General features: G+C 61.5%; 12 protein-coding genes. 1 reads left to right on the forward strand and 11 read right to left on the reverse strand.

All coding sequences use genetic code 11. The annotated features are described in order from the left end of the window. Nucleotides 1-24: 24 nt before the first annotated feature. The 11 genes from JFT91_RS20575 to gspG form a co-directional block, all read right to left on the reverse strand. On the reverse strand, nt 25-12522 hold the full coding sequence (locus JFT91_RS20575; RefSeq protein ID WP_201233663.1) for a filamentous hemagglutinin family protein: 12498 nt from the start codon (nt 12520-12522) through the stop codon (nt 25-27). 223 nt (nt 12523-12745) lie between these two features. Beyond that, a complete protein-coding gene (locus JFT91_RS20580) occupies nt 12746-13858 on the reverse strand; it encodes a substrate-binding domain-containing protein (RefSeq protein ID WP_201233664.1) in 1113 nt (370 codons plus the stop codon). 95 nt (nt 13859-13953) lie between these two features. Further along, on the reverse strand, nt 13954-15066 hold the full coding sequence (locus JFT91_RS20585) for a substrate-binding domain-containing protein (RefSeq protein WP_201203142.1): 1113 nt from the start codon (nt 15064-15066) through the stop codon (nt 13954-13956). 470 nt (nt 15067-15536) lie between these two features. After that, a complete protein-coding gene (gene gspF, locus JFT91_RS20590; RefSeq protein WP_201233665.1) occupies nt 15537-16748 on the reverse strand; it encodes a type II secretion system inner membrane protein GspF in 1212 nt (403 codons plus the stop codon). After that, nucleotides 16748-18154 (reverse strand): type II secretion system ATPase GspE, encoded by a 1407-nt coding sequence (gene gspE, locus JFT91_RS20595; RefSeq protein WP_201233666.1) that lies wholly within the window; start codon nt 18152-18154, stop codon nt 16748-16750. The genes gspF and gspE overlap by 1 nt, the downstream gene beginning before the upstream one ends. Before the next feature lie 220 nt (nt 18155-18374). Continuing rightward, nucleotides 18375-18752 carry a hypothetical protein gene (locus JFT91_RS20600; RefSeq protein WP_201233667.1) on the reverse strand — a complete coding sequence of 126 codons (378 nt, stop codon included), beginning with the start codon at nt 18750-18752 and terminating at the stop codon, nt 18375-18377. A gap of 370 nt (nt 18753-19122) precedes the next feature. Beyond that, nucleotides 19123-21507, reverse strand: coding sequence for a type II secretion system secretin GspD (gene gspD / locus JFT91_RS20605; protein WP_201233668.1), 2385 nt, complete (start codon nt 21505-21507; stop codon nt 19123-19125). Then, nucleotides 21504-22052, reverse strand: coding sequence for a type II secretion system protein M (locus JFT91_RS20610; RefSeq protein WP_201233669.1), 549 nt, complete (start codon nt 22050-22052; stop codon nt 21504-21506). The genes gspD and JFT91_RS20610 overlap by 4 nt, the downstream gene beginning before the upstream one ends. After that, on the reverse strand, nt 22045-23235 hold the full coding sequence (gene gspL, locus JFT91_RS20615) for a type II secretion system protein GspL (RefSeq protein ID WP_201233670.1): 1191 nt from the start codon (nt 23233-23235) through the stop codon (nt 22045-22047). Before gspL ends, JFT91_RS20610 begins: the two co-directional genes overlap by 8 nt. Then, a complete protein-coding gene (gene gspK / locus JFT91_RS20620) occupies nt 23232-24191 on the reverse strand; it encodes a type II secretion system minor pseudopilin GspK (protein ID WP_201233671.1) in 960 nt (319 codons plus the stop codon). Before gspK ends, gspL begins: the two co-directional genes overlap by 4 nt. An 8-nt stretch (nt 24192-24199) precedes the next feature. Continuing rightward, on the reverse strand, nt 24200-24658 hold the full coding sequence (gene gspG, locus JFT91_RS20625; protein ID WP_201203124.1) for a type II secretion system major pseudopilin GspG: 459 nt from the start codon (nt 24656-24658) through the stop codon (nt 24200-24202). Nucleotides 24659-24805: 147 nt separating this feature from the next. Between gspG and gspI the strand changes: the two genes are divergently transcribed. Next, entirely contained in the window at nt 24806-25180 is a 375-nt protein-coding gene (gspI, locus tag JFT91_RS20630; RefSeq protein WP_201233672.1) for a type II secretion system minor pseudopilin GspI, read from the forward strand. Nucleotides 25181-25380: the final 200 nt, after the last annotated feature.

Below are 25380 nucleotides of genomic sequence, written 5' to 3' on the forward strand. Positions count from 1 at the left end.
CCAAACGTACTACACGAGAGTCTTTTACAACGTCAGCTGCCCGCGTTCCTCCTCGGTCAACTGCTGCTTCGCCTGTTCATCCAGCGCCCCTGCCCCCAACACTTGCACCGGGCTGTTCGGGTTGTACCCCGGGGCCGGTGCGCGGCTGGCGCCATCGCGGGACGGTGCGAGTTGTTCGTTGCCGAAGCTGAGCACCTGCACGGTGAAGACCGAGGACTGATTCTGCCGCGACGCCGCTTGCTGCTGACGGGCGACGTCTTCTGCCGCCTGGGTCGCCGACGACGCGGCGGAGCTGGCCGAAGTAATCGCCCCGGTATTCACCGCCGAAACCACCGGCACACCTGTCGCCTTGCCCTGCACCGAGATGTTGGCGGCGTTGACCACCGTCAGCGCAGCGATGTTGACGTTGCCCGAGACGCGAATCCCCGCCTCGCCCGCATCGATGGTGCCCAGCGGCGCGATCAGGTCGATGTCGCCCGGCGCCACTTCGGCAATCGGGTTGAGCGTGGCGATACCGGCACCGGTGCTCGGCACCGATGGCGACAGGGTCACGTTGCCCCAGGTGTCGTACGCGCGTTTCGGCGGGGTGTAGACCACGGTGGTTTTCGAACCGCGACCGGCGTTGATGTCGCCCTCGGCCGACCAGCCGAGAATCGAGCCGCCGAAGGTGGTCATGATCCGGCTCTGCCCGAGCAGGATGCTGCCCTCGGAGTAGAGCTGAATGTTGCCCGAGCCTTGGGTGATGATCCCCGCCGTCGACGGCGGCGCCGCACCTTCGATGCCGAACACCTGACCACCGCCGGGCGTGAGCATCTGGATATCGCCGCCGAACAACGTCTTGACCCCGGCACCGCCGTACAGCGTGATGTCGCCGTCATAGCGGATCGGATTGCCGGCCACATCGGTGGTCGGGAACAGCGCGGCAATGGCGTTGCGACCGCGCAAATAACTGCCTTTGCGCGGGCCATCGACATCGTTGTATTCCAGGCCACCGGCACGCAGTTCGGCGAAGTACACCTGACGGGCGAAGATCGCCTGCTCGGTACTTGGCAACGCGGCGTAGAACGCTTGCGCCTGTTCGGCGTTACCGCTGAAGCCGTAGCCCAAGGTCAGCCAGCTCTGCAGCTCGTCGAGGTAGGTCTTGACCACTTTGCCCGGTTGCGCGCTCAACGACGTCTCTGCGTTGGCAAGATTTTTCGCATTCAGATAGCGAGCAATGAACCGGGAGTAATCCGGCCCTTGCGCCCCCACACCCGCCTGCAATACCACGCTGGCGCCCGGTTGTTTATCGCCGGCCACCAACGAGCCAAGGCTGGTGATGCTGGCGCGGTCCTCCATCAGGATATTGCGCCCGGCATTGATATCGAGGACGCCCGGCCCGGCAATATCGAAGCTGCTGTAAAGAATGTCGCGGCCTGCCGACACCCGCGATACGTCTCGCGGGTCGTTATGCACGAAAAGGTTGCCGGTGGAAAAAATGTCCTCCTTGCCGCTACTCATTTCCACTTTCGGCACGGCCGCAGGCTGCCCCAGACTAGTCCCGGAAGCAACGATGTCGCGTCCGGCGATCATCCACACAGGCCCAGCCGCTTCGTACCAGGTGCGTCCGGAAGTGGAAAAACTCAACGTTTCGCCACTGCGAACGCCCACCAGGTCCCCCGTCAGCGCATAGAATCGCGCCGGCCCCTGTACGTCGTTCAATCCCGAGTAGCTGTTGGGACCAAAGGCAAACAGCGGATATCGCACGTTGCCCTCTGGCGCCACGCCATCGTCACTGTAGTTGGTGCGCAGCGGTTTGCTAGCGTTGCTGTTGGCGTAGGCATTGAATGCCGGGTTGAACGGGGTAGCCATGGCCATCGGACTGGCCCCCGACTGGTTGATCGCATAGCCACCGGCGTAGATAGAGTCCCCTGCCAGCAGTTCAAGCTGTCCCGACTTCGACGGTGCCAGAAGCAGTGAGTAACCTTGCAGCGGGTAGTTGTTTACGCCAGTGAACGTCGCGGATGGCCCCGCATAAATGGACCCCTGGCCCGCCACCGCGCGCAGAATCGATGGATAGACAAACCGGCCATCGGTAGGAGACGTATTGCGGCCCCTGATCAGGTCGTTGGATGGGCTGAACTCGGATAACTGTGTGCCCGGCGTCAGGTTCCCGCCAGCCGAGAACAGATCGATTGCCGTGTGGTCAGTCCACAATGAAAAGCCACTCAGGATGCCGCCCTGCTGAACGCTTGCGTCGGCCGCCATGATCGGGCTGGCGTTCATCAGACGCACCCGACCGGGATCGGCCGCACCGCCCAACACCAGGTCGCCCCGGGTGCTGAGGCTCATGCCCGAGTCACCAGGAATCAGCACCAGACCACCGGAAGCGTTGCTGGCGGTCGAGGTGAAAGGATCCAGCGGTCGGGTTTCACGGACATCATGCGACTGTGAAATGGCACCGTATTGCAGATTGATGCCGCCCAGCGCCCCGCCCGTCAATTGCGCCGCCCCGCGCAAATTGATCAGCGCGCCTTGCAGGTCGTGCCTCGGCGGCTGAGTCCCGTTATCCCCGGCCCGCGCTTGCAGCGATGGGTTGAGTGCGCCGCCGATGCGAATGTCCATATCACCGCCGCCGGTCATCTGCACGCTGCCATCGCTGGCGACACGACCCGTGCTGCCCACGGCAACGATGAGGCCTTGGCTGCGCGGATAATTGTCGGCATCGCCCAACGGTTTGAGCATACCGGCGTCACCTCCGGCACGCAGGCTGATATTACCGCCGCCCAAGGTGCCGAAACCGGTGAAGCCCACCAGGTACGGTTCGGTATTGCCCTCGGATGTCATCAACTGAGTGGCGTAACTGCCGAAGTTGATCCACCAGGCTGTGGGCACATCCGGGTTGCCGGTGCCTTGGCGCCACAGCCAATTACCCACTGACGCGCTGGCAATCTGCTCGCGGAAACCGCCACCCGACGATAGCTCCTTCTTGCCTACTGAATCGGCGGAAACCGAGCCCCCGGCGTTGATCGTCAGGTTGCCGCCCATCTGCGGATACCAGGCTTGATACAAGCTGTCCGCGCCACCGTTGACCCATTTCTCATAGTCAGCACCCGACGTGCCCAGCACCGAATTGCTGTCCGAGAGATGCCCGCGTTTCTGGTTGTAGAGCGGATCAACGTTGGCTGACTGGGTGCCTGCGGTATATACGCCGAACGGCGAGTCCATGCTCAAGTTGCCAGCGGCGATCAGGTCGAGATCGCCGGTACCGGTGCGCAGGACGCTGAACATCTGCGTATGGGCCTTGGCAGTTTTTCCAGGATTATTGCCGATGCACAGGTCCGGATAGATGTCACAAAGGACTTGATACTCCTCGGTGACCGGTTCGTAGTCAGGTGCCTGACCGTTCCCCGGTGCCCAGACCCAGCGTGCCATCGGTACACAGAGTCCCGGAACCTGGTCACATACCCCCAGTTGGTCATCGGGCACCGGGTAATACGCCGGAAGGTCATAGGGATTATCCGCGGCCCAGACAAGTTGACCGGCGCTCTGTGTGATCGTCACACCGTAATGAGCGTCAGCCAGTCGCAAGTTGCCATCCGCTGTCACCGGTTTCAAGGCACGACTGTCGGCAGCACCAAGATCCGCCCCCGCCACCACGCGCATCGACCACGACGCACTGCCCGCCGGCAGCATGCTGGCCACCGCCCAGTTCTTGCCCTGCTGGTCGCCAGTGAACGGCCGCAGTTCGATCAGTGAAGTGCCGTCGGCCAGTTTCACGTCGGTCATGGAAGGAATCAGCGATCCGCGCAGCAACGCCAGCGAACCACTCAGCCTGACCCCGGAAACGCTTTGCAGGTCGGCGTTGTAAACCCCCGGCAACGGCACGCCTTTGGGCCAGTTCATGGCTTGCAGGCTCGTCGCCTTGTTCAGACGGATACCGGCACCCAAACGGCTGTTGGCCGGCACCGTCACACTGTCACCGAGCAACGTTCCCGCCGCGTACAGCAGGTTGCCATTGGCATCATGGATGGCCCCGGCCAACACCGTGCCGGCGCTAAAGGTATACGCCTCTGCCAACACTGCCTGAGTCGGCAGCAACGTGCCGCTGGCCAACACCGCGCCCTGAATTGTCACGTCGTAATTGAGCGTGACGCCGACCGGGAACTGTGTCCCTTCAGCCAGCGAAACACCGCTGCCCGGCACGATCAGATCACCACCGAACGGCTGCACACCGGCAATCAATTTCCAGCCGGCGTCATCCTGAGTTTCCGGCGGCGGCGCGAAACCGTCGTTGATGCTGCCGTAAATATCGAGGTTGCCACCGGCGCGGATGACCAGGCTACCGGCCTCACCAGAGCCATACACCGACGGGTTCAAGCGGGTGTGCGGATTGAGGCTGGCGTAGCGATAACCGGACAAGTCCAGATCGCCCTCCACCACCAGGTCGCCGTCAGCCGTCTTGCTGGCGATTTCCACACCCGGGCGCAGATGGAACGCGTCGGCGTAAGTGGCGTTGTTCAGCCCGGCGAGTTTGCGTTGCAGCAGATCGCTGTTGCCCAGCGCGGCGTTGATAAAGGTGTTGCTGTCACCGTGAATGCGCTCGAGCATGGCTTGATCGATCACTTGATACGGTCGGCCACTGACCGCTTGATCGACGCCATCACGGGCATCGGTGTAGCGGCGTGTACCGTTGAGGCCAATGGAGCGAGCGCCCTGAATGGTCAACGCACCGCTGGCGTCGATGGCGATGTCATTACTGCCCAGACGCGGCGCGTTCAGCTCCAGCGTGCCGCGCAGCATTCCATCGTGTTGCCCGGCAAGGAAACCGGGCACCGCATCGGTGCCGTGACGCAGGTCGATCCGCGCGCCGGACGCCAGCGTGAGTACACCCTCACCGGAATTGAGTTCCACCGTGGCGCGGTTCGGCGCATCGATGATCTTGCCGTAGCTGTCGACGCGCAGGACTCGACCATGAGCGTCGAGCAGGCTGTTGCCGGCCAGCGCCAGAGCATTTTTTGCCGACAGACGAATGTTGCCGACGCGCTCGCCACTGGCATCGACCAAACCGGTCACGGTCAGGCTGCCGTTGTCCACCGAGACATTGATGTCACCGGCCTTGAGGCCATCGCCGATCACAAGATTGCCTTGCTTGAGCTGCAAGCTGCGGCTGCCGAACACCTGTCCGGCGTTCAGGCGCTGATTAAGCGCGGCGAACTGCGCGGTGGCATCTGCGCCCAGATTTTGCGCGCGAATGTCCACGCCCCCGGCCTTGTATGGCACCAGCGTGCCGCCGGCATCGTAATAACCGCTGCTGCCGCCGAGGATTTCACCCTGCAAATCGACGGTTCCGGCCGCGTCGGCCAACGCAATGGCGCTGAGGTTACCGGCCTGATTGCTCTTCGCCGACAGGTCAATCCGCGAGCCCGCCGCTTGACGGATATTGCCGTTGGCGCTGTACAGCGACACGTCGCCGCCCCAGCTGTATTTGTTCACATCGTTGAACGGCAGCGTACGCCCGGCCATGTCCAGCACCGCAGCGCTGCCCAGGGTCAAATCGCCTTCGGACTTGACCGTCAGCTTGCCGCTGGCCAGGGTGATACGGCTATCGAGCACGATGTTGCGAGCCTCAAGGTTCAACTCGGCACCCAGGGCGTCCGCCGCCCCTGCAGCCCCGCCACCGCTGAGCGTCAGATTGTTGCCAGCCTTGAGCACACTCACCGACGCCGCTTCACCGGTGAGCAACGGCGTACGCAGATTCAGGTTGCCGCCGCTGTAGCTGTAACCCTTGAGCGGATCGTAAGCGCCCTGCTCCTGATACACCGCCAGGTTGCCTTTGTGGTTGGCGGTGATGCGGTCGCTGGCCGTCAGGTTGACGTTGGCAAAACCCAGCGCCAGACGATTGTTCTGATCCAGGCCGCTCGCCTGCGGCATCGGGCCGAAACCCAACTCGATGCGTTGCGCCTGAATGTCCAGCGTGCCGCTGCCCGTACCGGCGCCAGCGGTGATCACGCCGCCAGGACTTTGCGTGGCGCCGTTCCAGATCAAATTGGCGGTGCGGATGCTCGCCACATCACTGGCATCGCCCGAGCCATAAATCGCCGGGGTGACCAGCAGCAGATTCTGCAGTTTGCTCTGGCCAGTCTGCGGATCGAGGGTGTCGAGGCTCACGCTGCCGTAGAAATTGAAAGCATCGCGAGTGGTCAGGCTTAAGGTTTCCAGCGCCGGTGCGCCGTACTGCGTATCGCCCCGCAACAGTCGATTGAGCACGTTCTGGTTCAGCATCAACCCCGCCGGTACGCGACTGCCTGCCGCTGCCAGCGCCTCGGCACTGCCGGCGTTGACCGAGCCGACCGAAAGCGCGAGCTGACGCGTGCCGAAGCGCACCGCTTCGTCGAGTTCGAATTGATTATCCGTGGCGGCCGTCAGACTGCCATTCGAATAAAGGATTGCCGGATTGCTGCACACAGCCGTTGTGCAGACACCAATGCGGATGCTGCCGCCGCCGGAAATGCCGCTGGCCGCTTTCGGCGCCAGAACGTGGGTCCAGCCGTTGGAAGCGAGCAACAGGCTGGATTGGTCAGGCTGATAGAAAAAGCCCGCCGTTGAGTCGTAGGCCACATCGCCCCGTCCCAGTGTGTTGATTCCCGCCCCCGCCTCGACCGTGATGCCACCAAGAGTCGAGGTGGTGCGCAAGAGCACTTCCGGTGCGGACAGGATCGCCCCTTCACGCAAAACAATGTCTTGGCTGGTGCCAACGAAACCAATGATGTTGGCCGCGTTGTTGTACTGGACCTTCGGCATCGCACCGATGCTCAGACGTCCGGCATTGAGATTGTTGAGCGTGTCGGCGTAGACCGACACGCCATTGAAGTCAGGGGTTGGCGTATGCCCTGCGCCGAGGATTTCAAAGTTCGCGCCGGCATTGCCCCCGCGCAGCACAGCGGTGCCGATCGAGCCTCCCTCGGCGGCCTTGAACAACGCCTGCCCGTTGAACAGCAAAGCAATGTCTTGTTCGCCACCGGCGTTCAGACGCAAATCCAGCGTCTTGCCATCCATGGGTGCCAGCGCACGCGGCACGCCCCGACGTGCGGCATCGCTGTAAATGAATTGGGCCAGGCTGGTTTCGTTGTATTGCGAGTAGCGGCGCAACACATCGGCAGAGGTCAGAATCACCTGGCTGGCGAGGCTGTCACGCAAACCGGTATTGGCAATCGACATCTGCCCGCTGCTGGTCCAGGAGCCATTGCGCAGTTGCAGCGCGCGCGTCGTGCCGCTCGGGATCGCCTGACCGTTGACTTCAACGCGAAACGCCCCCGGCAACAGGGCAAAGCTGGAGGGCAACAAGGTGTAGGTGCCTGCGGCCAGCCCGGGCACGCCCGTGCCAAGGGTGATCTGCTGGCCGACACGCGGATCCACTGCAGCGGCTCCTGCCACCACCGGCGCATAAACGCTCTGATTGCCCGGCACGATGGCGTAGACCGGATTGCTCGCAAGCCCTGGCAAGCTGAAGGTGCCGTCGGCGGCGTTGCGTACCAACGGATTGAGACGGGCATCGGTGGAGCCGCCACGCCCGGACACGAAACCGGCACCGCGAAGGTCACCGCCACCGGACAGATCAAGGGTCGCACCACTTTGTACATCGATGTATTGCGAGTTGACGACCACGCCATTGGTGTCGCCGGTGATGCCATTCAAGACGACAGACTTGTCGTTGTAGCGATAGTCGATGTCATCGGTGGTGCCGCCGTAAGGCATGAGCAACCCGGCGGCGCTGACCGACGTCACGCTGCCCGGCAACAGGCGCACCTCATGTGTGGTGGTCAGGACATCGTCACCCAGGGTGATCAGGCCCAACGGTGCACGGATGACCCCGCCCTGCTCAATGGTGCCCGCGGTCAGGTTCAAACTGCCGAATACCGAGTAAGGCACCGCCGCAGGTGCCGTGCCGCGACCGCTGATCCGCAGGGTGTGTTCGTTCGCCCGATCGGCGCCCTGATAGCCGGCGCGCACTTCGGCCTGGACGCCCGTGGCCGGGTAGATTTGCGCCGCACCGAGATTCAAGTCACCCGGAGTCCACAGCCGGGTTCTTTCGGCACGGTCATTGGGCGCGAGAAAACGCAGGTCACCGCTGCTGTCGAGCGACACCAGGCCGAATGCCCGGCGACTGTATGCAACGGCAGGCCCTTGCTGTTGCAAGATCGCACCCTGCGTACCGAACGACAGCCCGTTGCCCACATCCAGCAGGTTCGCCGATGTATTAAACGTAGCCTGCGACAATCGGTTCGTGGGGTTGAGGGTCACCCGTGGCCGCGTCATGGTGACGGCATCGAAATAAGTACCGACACCGGACAGGCGCAGGTACGGCGCGCGCAAATCGATACGTGCTACATCACTGGAATTTTCTGCCAGCGAGAGCGCCCCGGCATACAGATTGAGGCTCTGGTTCATGTGCAGATTGACGTCACCGTCAAACGACAACAAGCCGTTGCTCAGCAGGCTCAGGTTGTCGAAACCGCCGGCCATCAACTCATCCGCACTCAGGCGCGTCTGTCCGTAACGCAAACTGTCGGCGCCCTCGCCCGGTCGCAGAGTGGCGGACAGCCGAGTGTCCCCCGGGCCCTGGCCGATAATGACTTCCCTCGGCGCGCGCACCGCATTGCTTGCCGAGTCCATGTACAAAGGGGCCTCAAGCGCCAGCTCCAGACGCCCACCGGCAGCGCCGACACCTCCGGCCGCCGCACGCAAGCTGCCCTCCGCGAACACGCCGTTATAGGAACTCAAGCTGATGCGCCCGCCATCCGTTGCAACGCGGGTCGGCCCCTGACCGGCGATATCGACAACAGCTTCGCTGCCGGACGCATCGAGTCGAGCCCCCTGACGAACGATGACATAGGCATCGGCCGCTGTGGCCGTCGCCAGTTTCACGTCTATTTCGCCGCCGATGATGATGCTGCCGCCCTTGCCGACCTGACCGTACGTGCGCCCCAGGGCATCAATGGCCGTATTGGCGCGTCCGGCGACATCCAGTACGGCCTGCTCGCCGATCCAGATCGAACGGTTGTGCGCATTCGGATCCGCCACTTGATTGGAGGTGCCCGGGTTGATCGAGCCGAACTGTTGCTGACGAATATCAATCGTCCCGCCCCAGGCATTCAGTTCACCTTCGACGGTGATCTGCCCGGCACCGCGCAGCTTGATGCTCTGCCCCGGATCAACACTGATGCGCGAACCACGGCCCAGGGTCAACGTGCTATTGGCGGCATCGATCAAACCGATCAGGCTGGCGCCGCCCTGCAACGTCAGGCTGGCGCCGGCGCGTTGGGTCAGCAGGCCCTTGGTCGGGTTTTCCTGGAACAGCGTCGGCGTCCACAACTCGAGCGCCGCCCGTGGGTCGACAGCACTGACCTGATTCGGCGCGGCATCACCAAATCGGTACACCGGCAGGGTGATGTCAATCGCGGTGCCTTCGGCAACATCCAGCCCGCTCAGTCCGATCAGGTTGTAAGCGGAAAAGCCCTTGCTGAACAGATCACCGGACAGTTGCAGGGTGTTGTCGGCCAATGCCTGGTCGGTCTGGCCAACGAGGATCTTGTTGGCCTGCACCGTCAGCGTGCCGCCGCCCGTGACACCGTAGCCACGCAGTTCACCCGCAAGGTCGAGGTGGGTTTTACCGGGCGCCGAAATCGCACTGGATTCCAGCGTCAAGTCACCACCCTTGCCGCCACGGATCTTGCCGTTGGCCAGCACAGCGCCGCCGGAGGAAACATCGAGCAGACTGCCCGCGCCGATATCGATATCACCACTGCTGCGGATCGACAGCAGACCGCCATTCAAGTACGCAAGACTGGCGCCGTCGTCCGGGTTGGTGCGCAGATTGCTCCACACGCCACGCGTATCAAGTCGCACACCGTCGGCCACTTTTACCTGCGTCGCCTTATCGGCCTTCGCCGTGAGCCGAGTGTCAGCGGTGTCGCTACTGAGGAACTGATTCAACACGTTGCCCAGGCGCAGGCTACCGCCACGCGCGGTCAGGTCGGCGCCGATCTGCACGTCCGGGGAGTACAGGGTGATGTCGCCACCGCTATCGACCGTCAGCGCACCGTCAACAATAACCTGATCTCTGGCCGCGACCTTGAGCGCACCGAGCCGGAAGCCATTGAGTTGATCGTTATCGAGATACAACTTGCCCTTGCGCGCATCGGACACCGCACCGGTCAGGTCCAGATCACTGCCAGCAAGCGGACGTTCGCCGCCAATTTGCACCTGCTCCAGCGTCGGGTTTAGCGTGTACAACAGGCCGCTTGCGGCGGCGACCCAGGTCGGGTCATAACTGCCGACGATCAACTGTGCGCGGCGCGCCAGTGCGGTCTGGCTCTGTTCATAGCCATCGAGCACCGGTTTCGGTGCCTGATTCTGCCGCTCGCCCTGATACACCTCGCCAATCATCTGCCCGTCGAGCACGGCGTTGGCCGTGGCGACCACCAACTGCCCGGCGTCACGGCCGACGGTGTAACCCGACTCGAAGCGTGAGCGCGGCGCGATCAACGGGTTGTAGAAGTAACTGGTCTGGCCCCAGCGTTCGCTGTTGTCCTCATAGCCTTTGTACAGACCGGTGTAGAGCAGATCGCCCGGCGCGCGCGAGACTTCGTAAAGTTTGCCATCCGCACCGCGCAGCCAGCTCTGCCGAATCTCGCCGCTCTGCACATCCAGCGTGCCGCCGGACAGATTGATCAGCGACCCTTTTTCCGTGACCACATCGTTGCCGGCAAAACTCACCGTGCCGCCCTGGGCCATCCACTCGCCAACGCTATGGCCTTGCGTGCCGAGATAACCGCCAACTTCGAGCAAACCGCCTGCCGTGTACCAGCGATCGGTGGCATAACCGTTGGTGCCTGCCGGCACGTACACCAGCTCGCGCACATCGACCCAGATGTCATTGCTGTTGAGCGCGCCTTTCTCGCGGTTCACAGAAGCATCGCGCTGCTCGTTGCCTTGCACGTTGATCTTGATGCTGTTGTTTTCCATCGCCACTTTGACGCCGAGGGCACCGGACACATCGATCATCGCGCCGTCACGCACCACGCTGCGACGTTGTGCACTGACCGCCACCTGGCCGCCAGTGGCCAAGGTGATCGAGCCGTTCTGGAACTCGACCGTGCCGCCGCTCTGCAGCTCGATGCGTGACTGGTCGCCACGGATCCGGTTGTTCGCGCTGACATTGGTCAGGCTCGCGTCGCGCTGGCTGTCGAGGGCGCTGAGATCACTGCTGTCGAGCATGATGGCCGTGGCGCTGCCCTGCCCCAGCGTGACGCTGCCGTTGCTGTCGGTGCTCGGGTTGGTCAGGTGAATCGTGCCGCGCGTGGCCACCGACGTGCTCGCGAGCAACACACCGTTCTGCACCACTTCATGACCGGTCAGGGTGATGTCGCCGGTGGCGGACTGGATCAAACCGTTGTTGGTGACCTTGCCTGCCACGGCGCCGGCCTTGAAACCGGGAATGACTTCGTTACCGAAGGTGGTGGACAGCGCATTACTCTCGGTGCCCGAACCTTTGCGAATGTAGAAACGGTCACCGGCAGCCAGCACGGTCTGGCCCTTGGCGGTATTGATGCTGCCGTCGTTCTGTACTTCATTGCCGAGCAGCAAGGCGTAGCCGCCAGCATCGGTTGAAGTCGCCGGTTTGTGGGTTTCAATCGACGCTCCGCGTTCCACCAATACCTTGCCGGCGGCATCGGTGAACGTTGGCTGCGTGCCGGTGCTGTCGAAGTACAGACCACGGTCGCGGAACTGGATATCGGTGATATTCGCCGCTGCCGCCACCAGATTGCGCACGTTGACCTGACTGCTGCCGCTGAACACGATACCGTTGCGGTTAATCAGCATCACCGTGCCGTCGCCCTTGATCTGGCCCTGAATCTGACTGGCCCGCGCGCTCGGGTCATTGACCCGGTTAAGCACCGCCCAGTTCGACTGCTGGGCGAACTCGACCGTGGTGTTGCGCCCGACGTTGAAGGTTTCCCAGTTGAGAATTGCCTTGTCGGCGGTCTGCTCGATCTTCACAGTGGTCTTGCCATCAGCCTGGGTCTGTTGCGGACCCTTGGCGTTCTGCCAACCCTGAGCCAGGCTGTTATCGACCTTCAAACCACCCTCGCCCAAACCGTCCGGCACAAACTGCACCATGCCCAACGCGGCAGCACGTCCGGCCGCCTGCGCCGCTTGTTGTGCGGCAATCGCGGCAACGGTGTTGTTCAACGTCTGGATCGAGCGCTGCAACTGCTGATTGGCCTTCTGTTGTTGAGCCAGCGGCGGCGTCATCCCCGGTAATCCGCCCACGCTCGGCCGTGCTGCTGCAGCTTGCTGCGCGGCGCCCTTGGCGGCAAACCAGCTCGAACTGAACGCCGTCTGCGCCTGCGCACTGCCCGCCACCAGACACAACGCCACGGCGTGAGCCAACGGCTTGAGCAGCCACAGCGTCGGCTCCATGGCTTCACGCTTGGAGGACAGAACATGGGTACGACGACGGGATGGGCGAGCGAGCATCACTACGAGATCCTTTTTGATTGCCACACTTTGGTTGCCAAAGATGCCGCAGGTCTGCAAAAACCTGCTGTTACGACATAGGCTGTTGGCGAAGGCCGCGACCGAACGGATGTCACACAAACTTCATGTTCGAGGAGTAGTCGGGCAATCCGCACAACCGAATGCCGGGCGAATAACATGGCGGTCCCAGAAAGGGCCGCCATTGCGTTTCAATATTTGTCGTTTAGAGGGGACGGCCAATGCCGTTGCAAACGCTGGGGTTGTTGATATCGAGGTTATTGCCAGTGGTGTTAGTGACGAAGTTGGCAATGACCGCATTCTTCCAGGCATACGACATTGCAATGAATTTATGGGCCTGAGTCGCGACGTTGTTGCCGGGAATACTGTAGTGAGCCGCCAGAAAGGCCTTAACTTGCGCTGCAACCGCAGGATCTTTATAGCATTGGCCGAAGATGAAATTGGTGAACCCCGCCAGTTTGTAACCTTGCGTCGGATTGGCTACCACAGGCGACCACTTGGCCGGATTATCGACATCAGAGATTTTCGACGGTGGACTTGAATACGCCAACGCCGCCAGGACATAAGGATTGGTTGGCTGGATACCATTGATGCGAGCAACAACCGCGTTGCTACTTGCATCAACGTTGTCCGGACCGGCATAACCGATGGAACCATCGACAGCGTTCACGGCCTGCACAACATCCTGGTCATATTCCACCGCTACCCAATTTACGGGTACTGAGGAATTGGGTATGCGTGCGACAGTGAATCGTGCATCGGTCACAAATTGCGTCGGGCAGATCGAGTTCAAATGGCGGGTCAGGATTTCCGTAGCGCCACTCGCCTCCTTCCGGAACACAATACGAATAGGAGTGGTGTCCGAGGTGCCCAATAGAGAACCCCATGTGGTTTTTTTACCCGAAAACACATCACACAGCTGATTATCGAACAGGTTCAGAGCAGTCTGGCCGGTCTTTCTGTAGGGGATAGCCACGGACGTGATAACCGACGGTAGCTGGATCAATGGACCGTATGAAGCCCCATACTGGGTGGTATAGGTCGAGAGTTCCGAGTCAGTCAGAGTGGAGTCGCTGGCCGCAAAATGCACCGTCCCGGTTTGACTCAGCCGCATGGGATCGTTAGTCAGAAAAGCCTGTTTCCCGTAACCGCTACCCGCTGCGGCGTAGTTGAAGGTGGCCGGCAATATGCTGTCCACCGAACCGCTGTAAAGTTTCGCCGGGATGGTTGCCCCGCCACCCTTCATCGTCACCGCCATCGCCTGACTCGAAACCAATGCCGCCGATACCAGTGCAGCGATTCGAATACATCTGAACATGCTCAATCTCCTTACCGAACGCCCCCTCAAACGGGAGCCAAAAAAATGGCAGCCCCGAAGGGCCGCCATCTACACATCAGACTGAAACAACTGACTTACAAAGGACGACCGATGGTGTTGCACACGGTGGTGTTGTTGATGTTCAGGTTGTTGCCCGAGGTGTTGGTGATGAAGTTGGCGGTTACAGCGGTTTTCCAGGCGGTAGGTACGGCAACGAATTTGTGCGCCTGAGTCGCGGTGTTGTTGCCCGGGTTGCTGTAGTGGGTGGTCAGGAAGGCTTTGACGTCAGCGGCCACGGCTGCATCCTTGTAGCACTGGCCGAAGATGAAGTTGGTGTAGGCAGCCAGTTTGTAACCGGAAGTCGGGTTAGCCACCACTGGTGACCATTTCGACGGATCGGCTGCGTCGGTTGCAGACGACGGAGGAGCAACCGAAGACAGCGCCAGTGTCACGTTTGGCGAGGTTGGCTGAACACCGTTTACGCGAGCAACCACCGCGTTGCTGGTGGCGTCAACACCGTCCGGACCGACATAACCGATAGAACCGTCAACAGCGTTCACGGTAGTGGCGACTTCGGAAGTGTTGGCGACGCCGACCCAGTTCGACGGCAGTGCCGAACCGGCTGGCAGACGAGCGTTGGTGAAGGTGGAGTTGGTAGCAAACTGGGTCGGGCAGACCGAGTTCAAGTGACGGCTGAGGATTTCCGAAGTGCCGCTGGAAACGTTGCGATAAACAACGCGGATCGGGGTGGTGTCGGCAGTGCCAAGCAACTGACCCCAAGTGGTTTTAGCGCCGGAGAAGGCATCGCACAGCTGAGCGCTGGTCAGGTTCAGTGCAGTCTGACCGGCTTTCTTGTACGGAATGGCAACCGAAGTGGCCACCGAAGGCAGTTGAATCAGCGGGCCGTACGAAGCGCCGTAAGTGGTGGTGTAGGTGTTGAGTTCCGCAGCGCTGAGGATCGAGTCGCTACCCGCGAAGTGCACAGTGCCGGTGGTGCTGAAGCCGGCTGGATTGTTGGTCAGGAAGGCAGTCTTGCCACCGCCGCTACCGATGGCAGCGTAGGAGAAGTTGGCTGGCAGGATGCTGTCGGCAGAACCTTTGTACAGAGCGGCTGGCAGAGTTGCACCACCACCGGTAACGGCCATGGCTTGAGCGGAAGCCAGAGCGGCAACGGTCAGGGAAGCTGCGATCAGAGTGCGCTTGAACATGAAGAATCTCCTTTTCAACTGGTTTTGGGAACACAGGGTTTCGGATGGCTTGCATGACACTGGGAGGACTCAACTGGCCCTCGCTAGCGTTGGCCTTGGTTAAGTCGCACTGAGAAATTCGCAGTTTCCGGTGACAGATAAAGGAAAAAACCTCGGGAGGTGCGGGGTGTTTCTGAAGGGATTTTCTCGGGTGTTTGTCGGCTGCTGCGCAGCGTCTGGATCGAGGGTTTGGCTGAATCGGGCTGGAGGCGTTGGCGGGTGGTTGCAGATGACAGAAAGGAGAACCCGAGGATGGCTTGATCAGGGGTCGGGTGATGCTGAAGCCTCTGAAAAAAGATTGGATTATTTGTTGCTCTGACTGGCCTCATCGCGAGCAGGCTCGCTCCCACATTTGAAATGCATTCCCCTGTGGGAGCGAGCCTGCTCGCGATGAGGCCGGCCCAGACACCATCAATATTTCAGAAACACCCCTACTGGACCAGTTGATTGATCTCAATGATCGGCAACAGCACCGCCATCACAATCACCAGCACCACCCCGCCCATCACCACAATCATCAGCGGTTCCAGCAGCGCCGTCATGCCCATCGCCCGCCGCTCGATATCACGGGACAACGTCTGCGCTGCACGCTCCAGCATCGGTGGCAGCGAACCGGTTTTCTCGCCACTGGCGATCAAATGAATCAGCACCGGCGGAAACACGTTTTCCACGCGCAACGCTGCCGCCAGGTTCACACCCTCACGCACCTTGGCCGTGGCCTCAGTGACGCTCAGGCTTAGACGATCGTTGGACAGTGTCTGCCGCGCCGCTTCCAGTGCCCTTAATAACGGCACCCCGGCGCCGCCGAGAATCGCCAGCGTCGAGGCGAAACGGGCGGTGTTCAGGCCGAGGATGAAACGCCCGAATAACGGCAGCTTCAGCACCCGGTGATGCCAACTCAAACGCGCCGCCGGATTGCGCAGATACAGGCGCCAGCTCCAGAACCTCCCAGTCATGAACGCGGCGCACAACCAGCCCCAACTGCGGATGAAATCGCTGGCATTGAGCATCGCCAGGGTCAGCCCCGGCAGATCCTGCCGCGCCTGGGAAAACGCGCTGACCACCTGCGGCACCACGTAACTGAGCAAGAAAATCACGATGCCGATCGACACCAGTCCGACCACACCCGGATAGATAAACGCGGTGAGAATCTTGCCGCGCAGATTGTTGCGCTCCTCGATGTAATCGGCGAGTCGCTCCATCACCTGCGCCAGATCGCCGGACTCCTCGCCCGCCGCAATCAGCGCGCGGTAGATCTCGGGAAAATCCCGTGGTCGCGACGCCAGCGATTCCGCCAGACGCATGCCGCTGCGCACGTCGGCACGCACGGCGCTTAGGGTGTGGGCGATGTGTTTTTTTTCGGCCTGCTCGACCGTGGCACTCAATGCGGCCTCCAGCGGCAGACTGGCGCCGAGCAGGCTCGCCAGTTGCCGCGTGGCCCACGCCAGATCGTTGTCCGAGAGTTTGGCGCTGAACAATCCACCGCCGCCGTGCTGGGCGACGTTGCTTTCCTTTTGCACCATGAGTGCCGTCAGGCCGCGCCCGCGCAACGCACTGAACGCAGCGGTTTGACTGTCGGCTTCCAGATGCCCGGATTCGATTTTTCCGGTCGCGTCGGCAGCTTCAAAACGATAGCGATTCATCAGGCGTCCCGTGTCACGCGCAGGATTTCTTCGGGGGCGGTGGCGCCGCTGCGAATCCAGCGCTCACCGTCCTCACGCAGGCTGAACATCCCGGCTTTCGCGGCTGATGCGCGCAAGGCCTGCTCCCCTGCCCCTTGGTGAATCAGGGTGCGGATGTCGTCGTCGATGCAGAACAATTCGTGAATGCCGGTGCGGCCGCTGTAGCCGGTTTGATTACATGCCGCGCAACCGACCGGGCGCCATGTCCCCGGTGTCGCCGGGTCTTCCTGTTTGCACTGATTGCACAGGCGCCGTACCAAGCGTTGCGCGAGAACGCCGAGCATTGATGAGGCCAGCAGAAACGGCTCGACGCCCATGTCGATCAAGCGGTTAACCGCCGACACCGCGTCGTTGGTGTGCAAGGTCGCCAGCACCAAGTGACCGGTCAGCGAGGCTTGCACCGCGATTTGCGCGGTTTCGAGATCGCGGATTTCGCCGATCATGATGATGTCCGGGTCTTGCCGCAGAATCGCTCGCAGCGCCAGGGCGAAGGTCATGTCGATCTTGGCGTTGACCTGAATCTGGCTGATACCCGGCAAGTCGTATTCCACCGGATCCTCGACGGTGAGGATGTTGCTGGTACTCGCATCGAGCCGCGCCAGTGCGGCGTAGAGGCTGGTGGTTTTGCCGCTGCCCGTCGGCCCGGTAACCAGCACGATACCGTGGGGCTGGCGGATCAGGTGATCGAGTTTCGCCAGCACCTGCGCATCCATGCCGAGGGTTTCCAGGTGCAGACGCCCGGCCTGTTTGTCGAGCAGACGCATCACCACCCTTTCGCCATGCCCGGTCGGCACAGTTGAAACGCGGATATCGATTGGCCGCCCGGCCACGCGCAAGGCGATTCGACCGTCCTGCGGCAGGCGTTTTTCGGCGATGTCGAGCTGCGCCATGATCTTGATCCGCGACACCAGCGCACCGTGCAGCGCCTTGCGCGGCGAGACCACGTCGCGCAGCGTGCCGTCGACGCGGTAGCGCACCACCGAATGGGTTTCGAAGGGTTCGATATGAATGTCACTGGCCTCATCACGCGCCGCTTGGGTCAGCAAGGCGTTGATCATGCGAATCACCGGCGCGCCGTCCTGGGTGTCGAGCAGGTCGGTGATTTCCGGCATGTCTTGCATCAGGCGGTCGAGGTCGACTTCGTTTTCCGCCGCACCCACCACCGCCGCCGCGCTGCCGGTGTCGGCGTAAGCGCTGGCGAGCAAGCCATCCAGTTCGTCATCGCGCACGCGCTGTATCGTGGTCGCGCCAAACTGACGCCGCGCCTCGCTGATCGACCAGCCCGGCGTCGACGGGCACACCGTCAACACCCCATCGCACAACAAAATCCGCTGCGCCTTGGCCCAGGCGTAAGGCAACGCACTCATCTTTCGCAGTCCCCCGAGTTCTCTGTGGCAATGAGATTTCCTGTGGCAGTGCAATTCCCTGTGGCGAGGGGATTTATCCCCGCTCGGCTGCGCAGCAGTCGTAAACCCAAAACACTCGGTATGCCTGGAGAAATGGGGTCGCAGGTTTTGGGGCTGCTTCGCTGCCCAACGGGGATAAATCCCCTCGCCACAGGGGTATCACTCACATTGAGGGGCTGATTCAAAAGCGTGTGCTCCCTTCAATTGGAACCGCTTTGATGGTTGCTCGCGGCCCCGAAGTCGATCTTTTGCTTTGGCTTTTCTCTATGCCGCTGAAGAGCAGGATCAAAAGATCGCAGCCTTTGGCAGCTCCTACAGGTGCGGTGTTGCGCCTGATCCTTGTGGCAATGCGATACAAAGGAACACCGAGATTTCCTGTAGCAATGCAATTCCCTGTGGCGAGGGGATTTATCCCCGCTCGGCTGCGCAGCAGTCGTAAACCCTGAACACGCGGTATGCCAGTAAAATCCGGGTGGCAGGTTTTAGGGCTGCTGCGCAACCCAACGGGGATAAATCCCCTCACCACAAAGGCATCACTCACATTGAGGGGCTGATTCAAAAGCGTGTGCTCCCTTCAATTGGAACCGCTTTGATGGTTACTCGCGGCCCCGAAGTCGATCTTTTGCTTTGGCTTTTCTCTATGCCGCTGAAGAGCAGGATCAAAAGATCGCAGCCTTTGGCAGCTCCTACAGGTGCGGTGTTGCGCCTGATCCTTGTGGCAATGCGATACAAAGGAACACCGAGATTTCCTGTGGCAATGAGATTTCCTGTGGCGAGGGGATTTATCCCCGCTCGGCTGCGCAGCAGTCGTAAACCCAAAACACTCGGTATGCCTGGAGAAATGGGGTTGCAGGTTTTGGGGCTGCTTCGCTGCCCAACGGGGATAAATCCCCTCGCCACAGGTGTATCACTCCGATGCAGAACCGGTTTCATAATGAGGACCCCGGCTGGATCGGCACCGCTTTGATCGTGGCGCGTGGCCCCGAGGATGGCACCACCGCCGGCACACCCTGCGCAGCACTCGGCAATTGCGGCGCCTGCATGTCCGGCATCGCCCAGCTGCGTTCCGGCTGCAAACCACCTTGGGCGCGGCGCATGAAGTCATAGCGGTTAAGGGTAATGCTGCGCCCCGCCTCGCTGTCGCGAATGATGTACGGGCGCAGAAACACCATCAAATTGGTCTTGGTGATCGCCCGGCGCTCGTTGCGAAACAGCGCGCCGATCCCCGGAATGCTGCCCAGCCACGGCACCGCATCGTTGCTCTGGCTGTAACCGTCCTGCAGCAAACCGCCGAGCACCATGATCTGGCCGTCATCGAGCAGGATGCTGGTATCAATCGCCCGCTTGTTGGTCACAATCCCCGCCGACGTCGAACTGGCCGACGCACGCTCGTCAATGCTGCTGACTTCCTGATAGATATCGAGCTTCACCGTGCCACCCTCGGAAATCTGCGGGCGCACATTGAGCTTCAAACCGACCTCTTCACGGGTCACCGTCTGGAACGGATTATTGCTGGTGCCCCCGCCGCCAGTCACATAACTGCCGCTGACAAACGGGATGGTCTGGCCCACAAAAATACTCGCCGCCTCGTTGTCCAGCGTCAGCAGATTAGGCGTCGACAACACATTGGTGCCGCCCTTGCTCTTCAAGGCCCGGGCCAGCACTTTCAGGTCGAGGATCTTGCCGATACCGGGAATGTCGACGGTGCCGTTGACGTAGCCCAGGTTCAAACCCTGCGGCAACACGTCGAGGCTGGTTTTACCATTCAGATTGATCCCCGAGCCGCCGAGATTCGCCCCGCCGATCACACCTTTGCCGCCCAGATTACCGGTCTGCCATTGCACGCCGAATTCGCTGGCATCGTCCTCGCCGACCTCGACGATCAGGCTTTCAATCACCACTTGCGCGCGACGCTGATCGAGCAAATCGATGACTTCGCGCAGGTTGCGATACAACGGCTCCGGCGCGGAAATCAGCAAGGTGTTGGTGGTCGCGTCGGCCTGAATGGTCACACCGCCAGCGCTGAAGGCAACGTTCTGTTCGCTACTCTGAGCGCCGCCGCTGCCGGTGGTGCCGCCACTGCCCTGCGCGTAACTACCACCAGTGCTGCCGCTGCCGGACGTGGTCGAAGTTGTGCCGCTGGTTTGCGTGCCGCTCTGGCCACTTTGCCCACTGGAGCCGCTGGTGTTGCTGCCCATCGCACTGAGCACCGAACGCGCATTGTCGCTGCTGCCGCTATCACTCTCACCCGTGAGCAAACCACGCAACGCCTGCGCCAGTTTCGCCGCCTGCGCGTTACGCAGATAAACCACATGCAGATTGCTCGGATTGCTCTGCGCGTTATCGAGTTTGTAGATCAGATTTCGCGCCAGCTCCGTGCGCTCCGGACTGCCCGCACGAATGATGATGGTGTTGGAACGCGGATCACCAATTACCGCAATTTTCTGCGTCGGATCATTGCCCGGCGCATCCAGCAAATCCGCCACCATCGGCGCAATGTCGGCAGCAATACCGTTCTGGATCTGCACCACATCCGTGTCGATCGCACTCGGCGAATCAATGCTCGCGATCAACTGCGCCACGCGGGTCAGGTTCTCCGCGTAATCGGTGATAACGATGGTGTTATTGCCCGGATACGCGTTGATCGGATTGTTCGGCGAAACGATCGGCCGCAGCACCGGAATCAGGTTCACCGCATTCTCGTATTGCAGGCGGAACGTGCGCGTGAGCATGCCGTTGCCCGCCGGCTTATCGGCGCTGTAAATCGGCCCACCCAGCAACTTCGCATCCGCCTCCGGCACCACCTGCGCCACACCGCCGACATCGACCACGCTGAAACCCTGCATGCGCAACGCCGCCAGCAACATGTCGTAAGCCTGCCGCGCCGGCACCTGACCTTCCGAGACCAGCGTCAACGTGCCCTTCACCCGAGGGTCGACCAAAAACTGCTGACCGGTCGAACGCGACAACGCCCGCACCACCGCTTGAATATCGGCGTCGACAAAATTCAGCGTCACCGGTTGATCGCCCAAAGGATTGCTCGGCAACGCAATGCCCGACGCCGCCACGCCGCTGCGCGCACTTTTGCTGATGTTGTGCAATTGCTTCGGCGCAGGTCGCGCCTGCGCCTGAGCCCGCTCGCGGTCGAGCACCGCGTCGCCGCTGCGCTGAGTGTTAGCCAGCGGACGTCCCAGTTCACTGTCGACCAGCAGCGGCGGCTGGTTCTGCGGCGTGGTGGTGTTGCTGCACGCGCTTAACGCCAACAACAGAAACGGCGCGGCCGTACGTACACAATTGGAACCTGACCACTTCATGAAGCTTCCTTAGCGCCCTGCGCCTGATCCATGCGAACGGTTCCCGACAGAGTGCCGGCAGTGATCTCGGTCGAGGTGTTGTCTGCGCGTTGCAGACGGGCCTCGACCACTTGCAGAGAAAGTTGTCCCGGCGTGCTCAGCAACCAGTCGAGCAGCGCATCCGCCGGCGCGGCATTGAAGCTCAATTGCCAGGCGCCGCCGTCTGCGGCTTGCAACTGGAAATGCCCGCCCAGACCGCTGGCCTGCAAAGTCTGCTCAAGCGACTGGCCGACGCTCTGCCCTTCCGGGCGCACGCTGACCTCGCGCAACAGCACTTCCAGTGCCTCGGTCTGCGCCCGCAGCTTGGGCGTTTCGCTCTGCCAATAACTGATTTTCTTCAGCGGCGGCTGGATCAGTGCGACCCACAGCAGCAAGCCGAAAAGCGCGATCGCCATTGCACTGACCATGCGTTTTTCACGCAATGCCAACGGCTGCCAGCGCGCCTGTAACTGGCGGGTGAACTGCTGCCAACGAGCGCGATAAACCGCCAGCGCTGCCTTAATCATCGTCTGCCTCGCTGCTGTCTTCGCTTTCGGTGGAGGTGCTTTCGCTGGCGCTGCTGTCGCCGCCCGGGCGTAGGGTCCAGCCCTCGTCGTCGGCGGTGACGCTGATACCGGCCTGCGCCAAGGTGCTTTGCCACTCCTGATCATTACCGCCACGACGGGCGTCGCTGAGCAGACTCAGTTGCAAAGTGCCGTCGACAAATGCCAGCCGCTCGACACTGCCGGCCATCGACGGCATGCCGCTGCCGGCCTGCAACACCAAGCGATTGAAAGTCTGCGCCGGATCATCCGCCGCGCCCTTCTGCCGCGCCGCCAGTTGCTGACGGGCCTGTTGCAACGGGTTGAGAATCACCGGCAACTTGGGGAAGGCCTGTTTGACCCGCAGGTTCATCTGGGATTTCAGTTGCTGACCCTGCCCGGCTTCGCGGGCGGCATACAGGTTCAAACCGATCACCCACACCGCCACGGCCAGCGCCGAAAACCCAAGCGCCCGGCCCCAACCACGATGCTCGGTGTTTTGCGTTTGCACCGCTCCATGCAGCCCCCAACCGGGTAACGGCCCAGTCCAGCGCTGCGCATCGGTCATCGGCAGTTCGGCGCCCGGCGGCGGTTGCTCACCGATCCAGTGCAAAGTCACACCCGGTTCCCACACAACACCGTCGAGGCCGTCATCGAACAACGGCTGCACCCGCGCGGCTTGCACGCTGTCGCGCAGCAACAGATGCCCGTCCTGCACGCAAGCGACGGTGCCGGGCAGCACCGGCAAACGGTACGGCGCCGGGTAGAGACCGCGCAGGTTCAGCCCAGCGCTTTTCAGCAACTGACCAAAGCGCAACAACGACTGCCGAGGCGCCCAGGCGATCTGCACCTGCCCGGCCTCGTCCCGCGAACTGTGCGCGATGTGCATCTCGCTGCTGTCGCCGAGCATCAGGGCCTGCGCCGCACATTGCACCGCCGCGACAATCTTGTTCGCAGGCAACGGCGGCAAATCGAGACTCGCCAACAGGCTGTCGGCCGGGTGCAGAAAGCACACCAGCGGTGGCAGTTTCGACTGCTGACTCAACTGACTCAAACTGAGGCGTTCTTCCCGCGTGACCTGGCCCTGTCGATCCAGCCAGGCGCAGTGCAATTCACTGTGCAAATCCAGCTCCGCCAAGGGCGGCAACGCAATCCTCAACTGGCTCATACGCCCACCCGCGACCAGATCACTTGCGGCAACCGGTCCTGGCTGCGATGCAATAACGCCTCAAGACTGACCCGGCGCTGATCGCGTCGCGCCTCGCCGCGCAGGCGAAACCAGTCACTGGTGATGCCAACCTTGACGCTGGTCAGCTCCAGTTGCGGCATGCGCAAGCGGTTAACGAAATCGCCACGGTTGATAAACCAGCGCCCGGCATCGCGCTCGGCGATCAGCGTATTGGCACGCTCCAGCGACAGCCCCGGCACATAAGCCGCCAACACCGGCGCGGTGGCGGTATTGCCGTTGAGCCAAGTGGTCGCGGGGATCACCGTCAGGTACGGCGCCAGTTTGCCGATCAGCGCCTCATTAACGCCGTCGACACTGCGCAAATCATCGATGCTGCGCAGCATCGGCAGCGTCGGATTCTGCGGTTTGCGCGAGGCGTTTGGCGAGGTGGTGCGACCACTGTCGAAGCCGCTTTTCGGCGCCTCGGCAATCTGCGGATTCAGCAGTCGCGGGTAGGACGCAATCACCCGCTGACTGATGCGCTGACTCAACCCGGCGCTGACTCCTATCAACTCGCACAAGCGCTGAAAAGCCGCGACCTGCGCCTCGTCGACTCGCTCGTTGGCCACCAGATTGCGCAGGTTGAACTTGCCCTGCTCGTCTTCCAGTCGGCCTTCAAATCCCTGGGCAGTCAGACGTTGCGCCCATGGCTGATCGAGCCGGGTCAACGGGTCACGCTCGCGCGCATCCCAGAGCAACTGACGGCTGATTTCCAGACCGCCCTGCACCACCCAACGCCCTTGCACGCGCTGCTGATCGGCTTCCAGCGCACGGGTCGACACGCTCTGGCGCGTCAGCATGCCCGCCGCAATCACCGCCACCACGGCCGCAATCAACAACGCACTGATAATCGCCATGCCCTGTTGCTTCGCCCCATCAGGCGAACGGCTGTTCATGGCCGGCCTTACAGCTGCCAGGAACCGATATCGGCATTCACGCCGTCGCCGTCAGGCTGACCGTCGGCACCGAGGGAAAAGATGTCGATCTCGCCGTTGGCGCCGGGGTTGAGGTACTGATAAGGACGACCCCACGGATCGTTCGGCAGACGTTCCAGATACGAACGCCAGTTGCTGTTCTTCGCATCCGCCGGCCGCTCCACCAGCACTTTCAGGCCCTGACTCTGGTTCGGGTAAGTGCCGTGATCGAGGCGATACAGCTTCAAGGCCTGCATCAAACCACCAATGTCCTGCTTCGCCGCCGTCGCCCGCGCCTGATCCGGCCGGTCGAGCACCTTGGGCACCACCATCGCCGCCAGAATCCCGAGAATCACCACGACCACCATGATCTCGATCAGGGTAAAACCCTGCTGACCACGCGGCTTGCGCAACGGTTGATGAAGCGATTTGAAAGGTGCGATATCCATCTCGACATTCCCTGGCTTGATTCGATTCGACGCGCAGTGTTGCAAGAAGATATGTCAGGGATGTTGAAAATCCTCGGGTGTTTTCGTCGTCAAGCCGTCAAGGACGGGGGTTAGCGTCGAGGGCTGGGTTTTGGCTTTAGGCCTTTTATGCGTGCGCGTTCGCGGGAGCAAGGTTTTACATTGATTGAGGTGCTGGTGGCGCTGGCGATTATTGCCGTGGCCATGTCGGCGGCCGTGCGCGTGGCGGGGTTGATGACGCAAAGCAGCGGGCTGTTGCGGGATCGATCTGTTGCGATGCTGGCGGCGCAAAGCCGAATGGCCGAGTTGCGGTTGGAAGGTAAATTGCCGATGGGCATGAAAGCGCAAGACTGCGATCAGGGGCGGTTGTTGCTGCGTTGCGAACAGGTAATCGCAGCGGCAGAGAATGGGCGATTGCTGAAGATCGGCATTCAAGTATTCGACCGCAACCAGGATACGCCACCACTGGCAAAACTCGAAACCCTACTAACCCGCCCCCTGTAGGAGCTGCCGCAGGCTGCGATCTTTTGATCTTGGTTTTTAAAAATCAACGTCAAAAGATCGCAGCCTGCGGCAGCTCCTACAGGTTTTGTGGTGTTTGCAGATTTTGCACTCACTGCAAAACCCTGTGGGAGCGGGCTTGCCCGCGAAGGCGCCAGAACAGACACCCAATCAATCACCAGGTGATTCCGACAACCGATTCA

The organism is Pseudomonas sp. TH08 (assembly GCF_016651275.1).
Lineage (GTDB): Bacteria > Pseudomonadota > Gammaproteobacteria > Pseudomonadales > Pseudomonadaceae > Aquipseudomonas.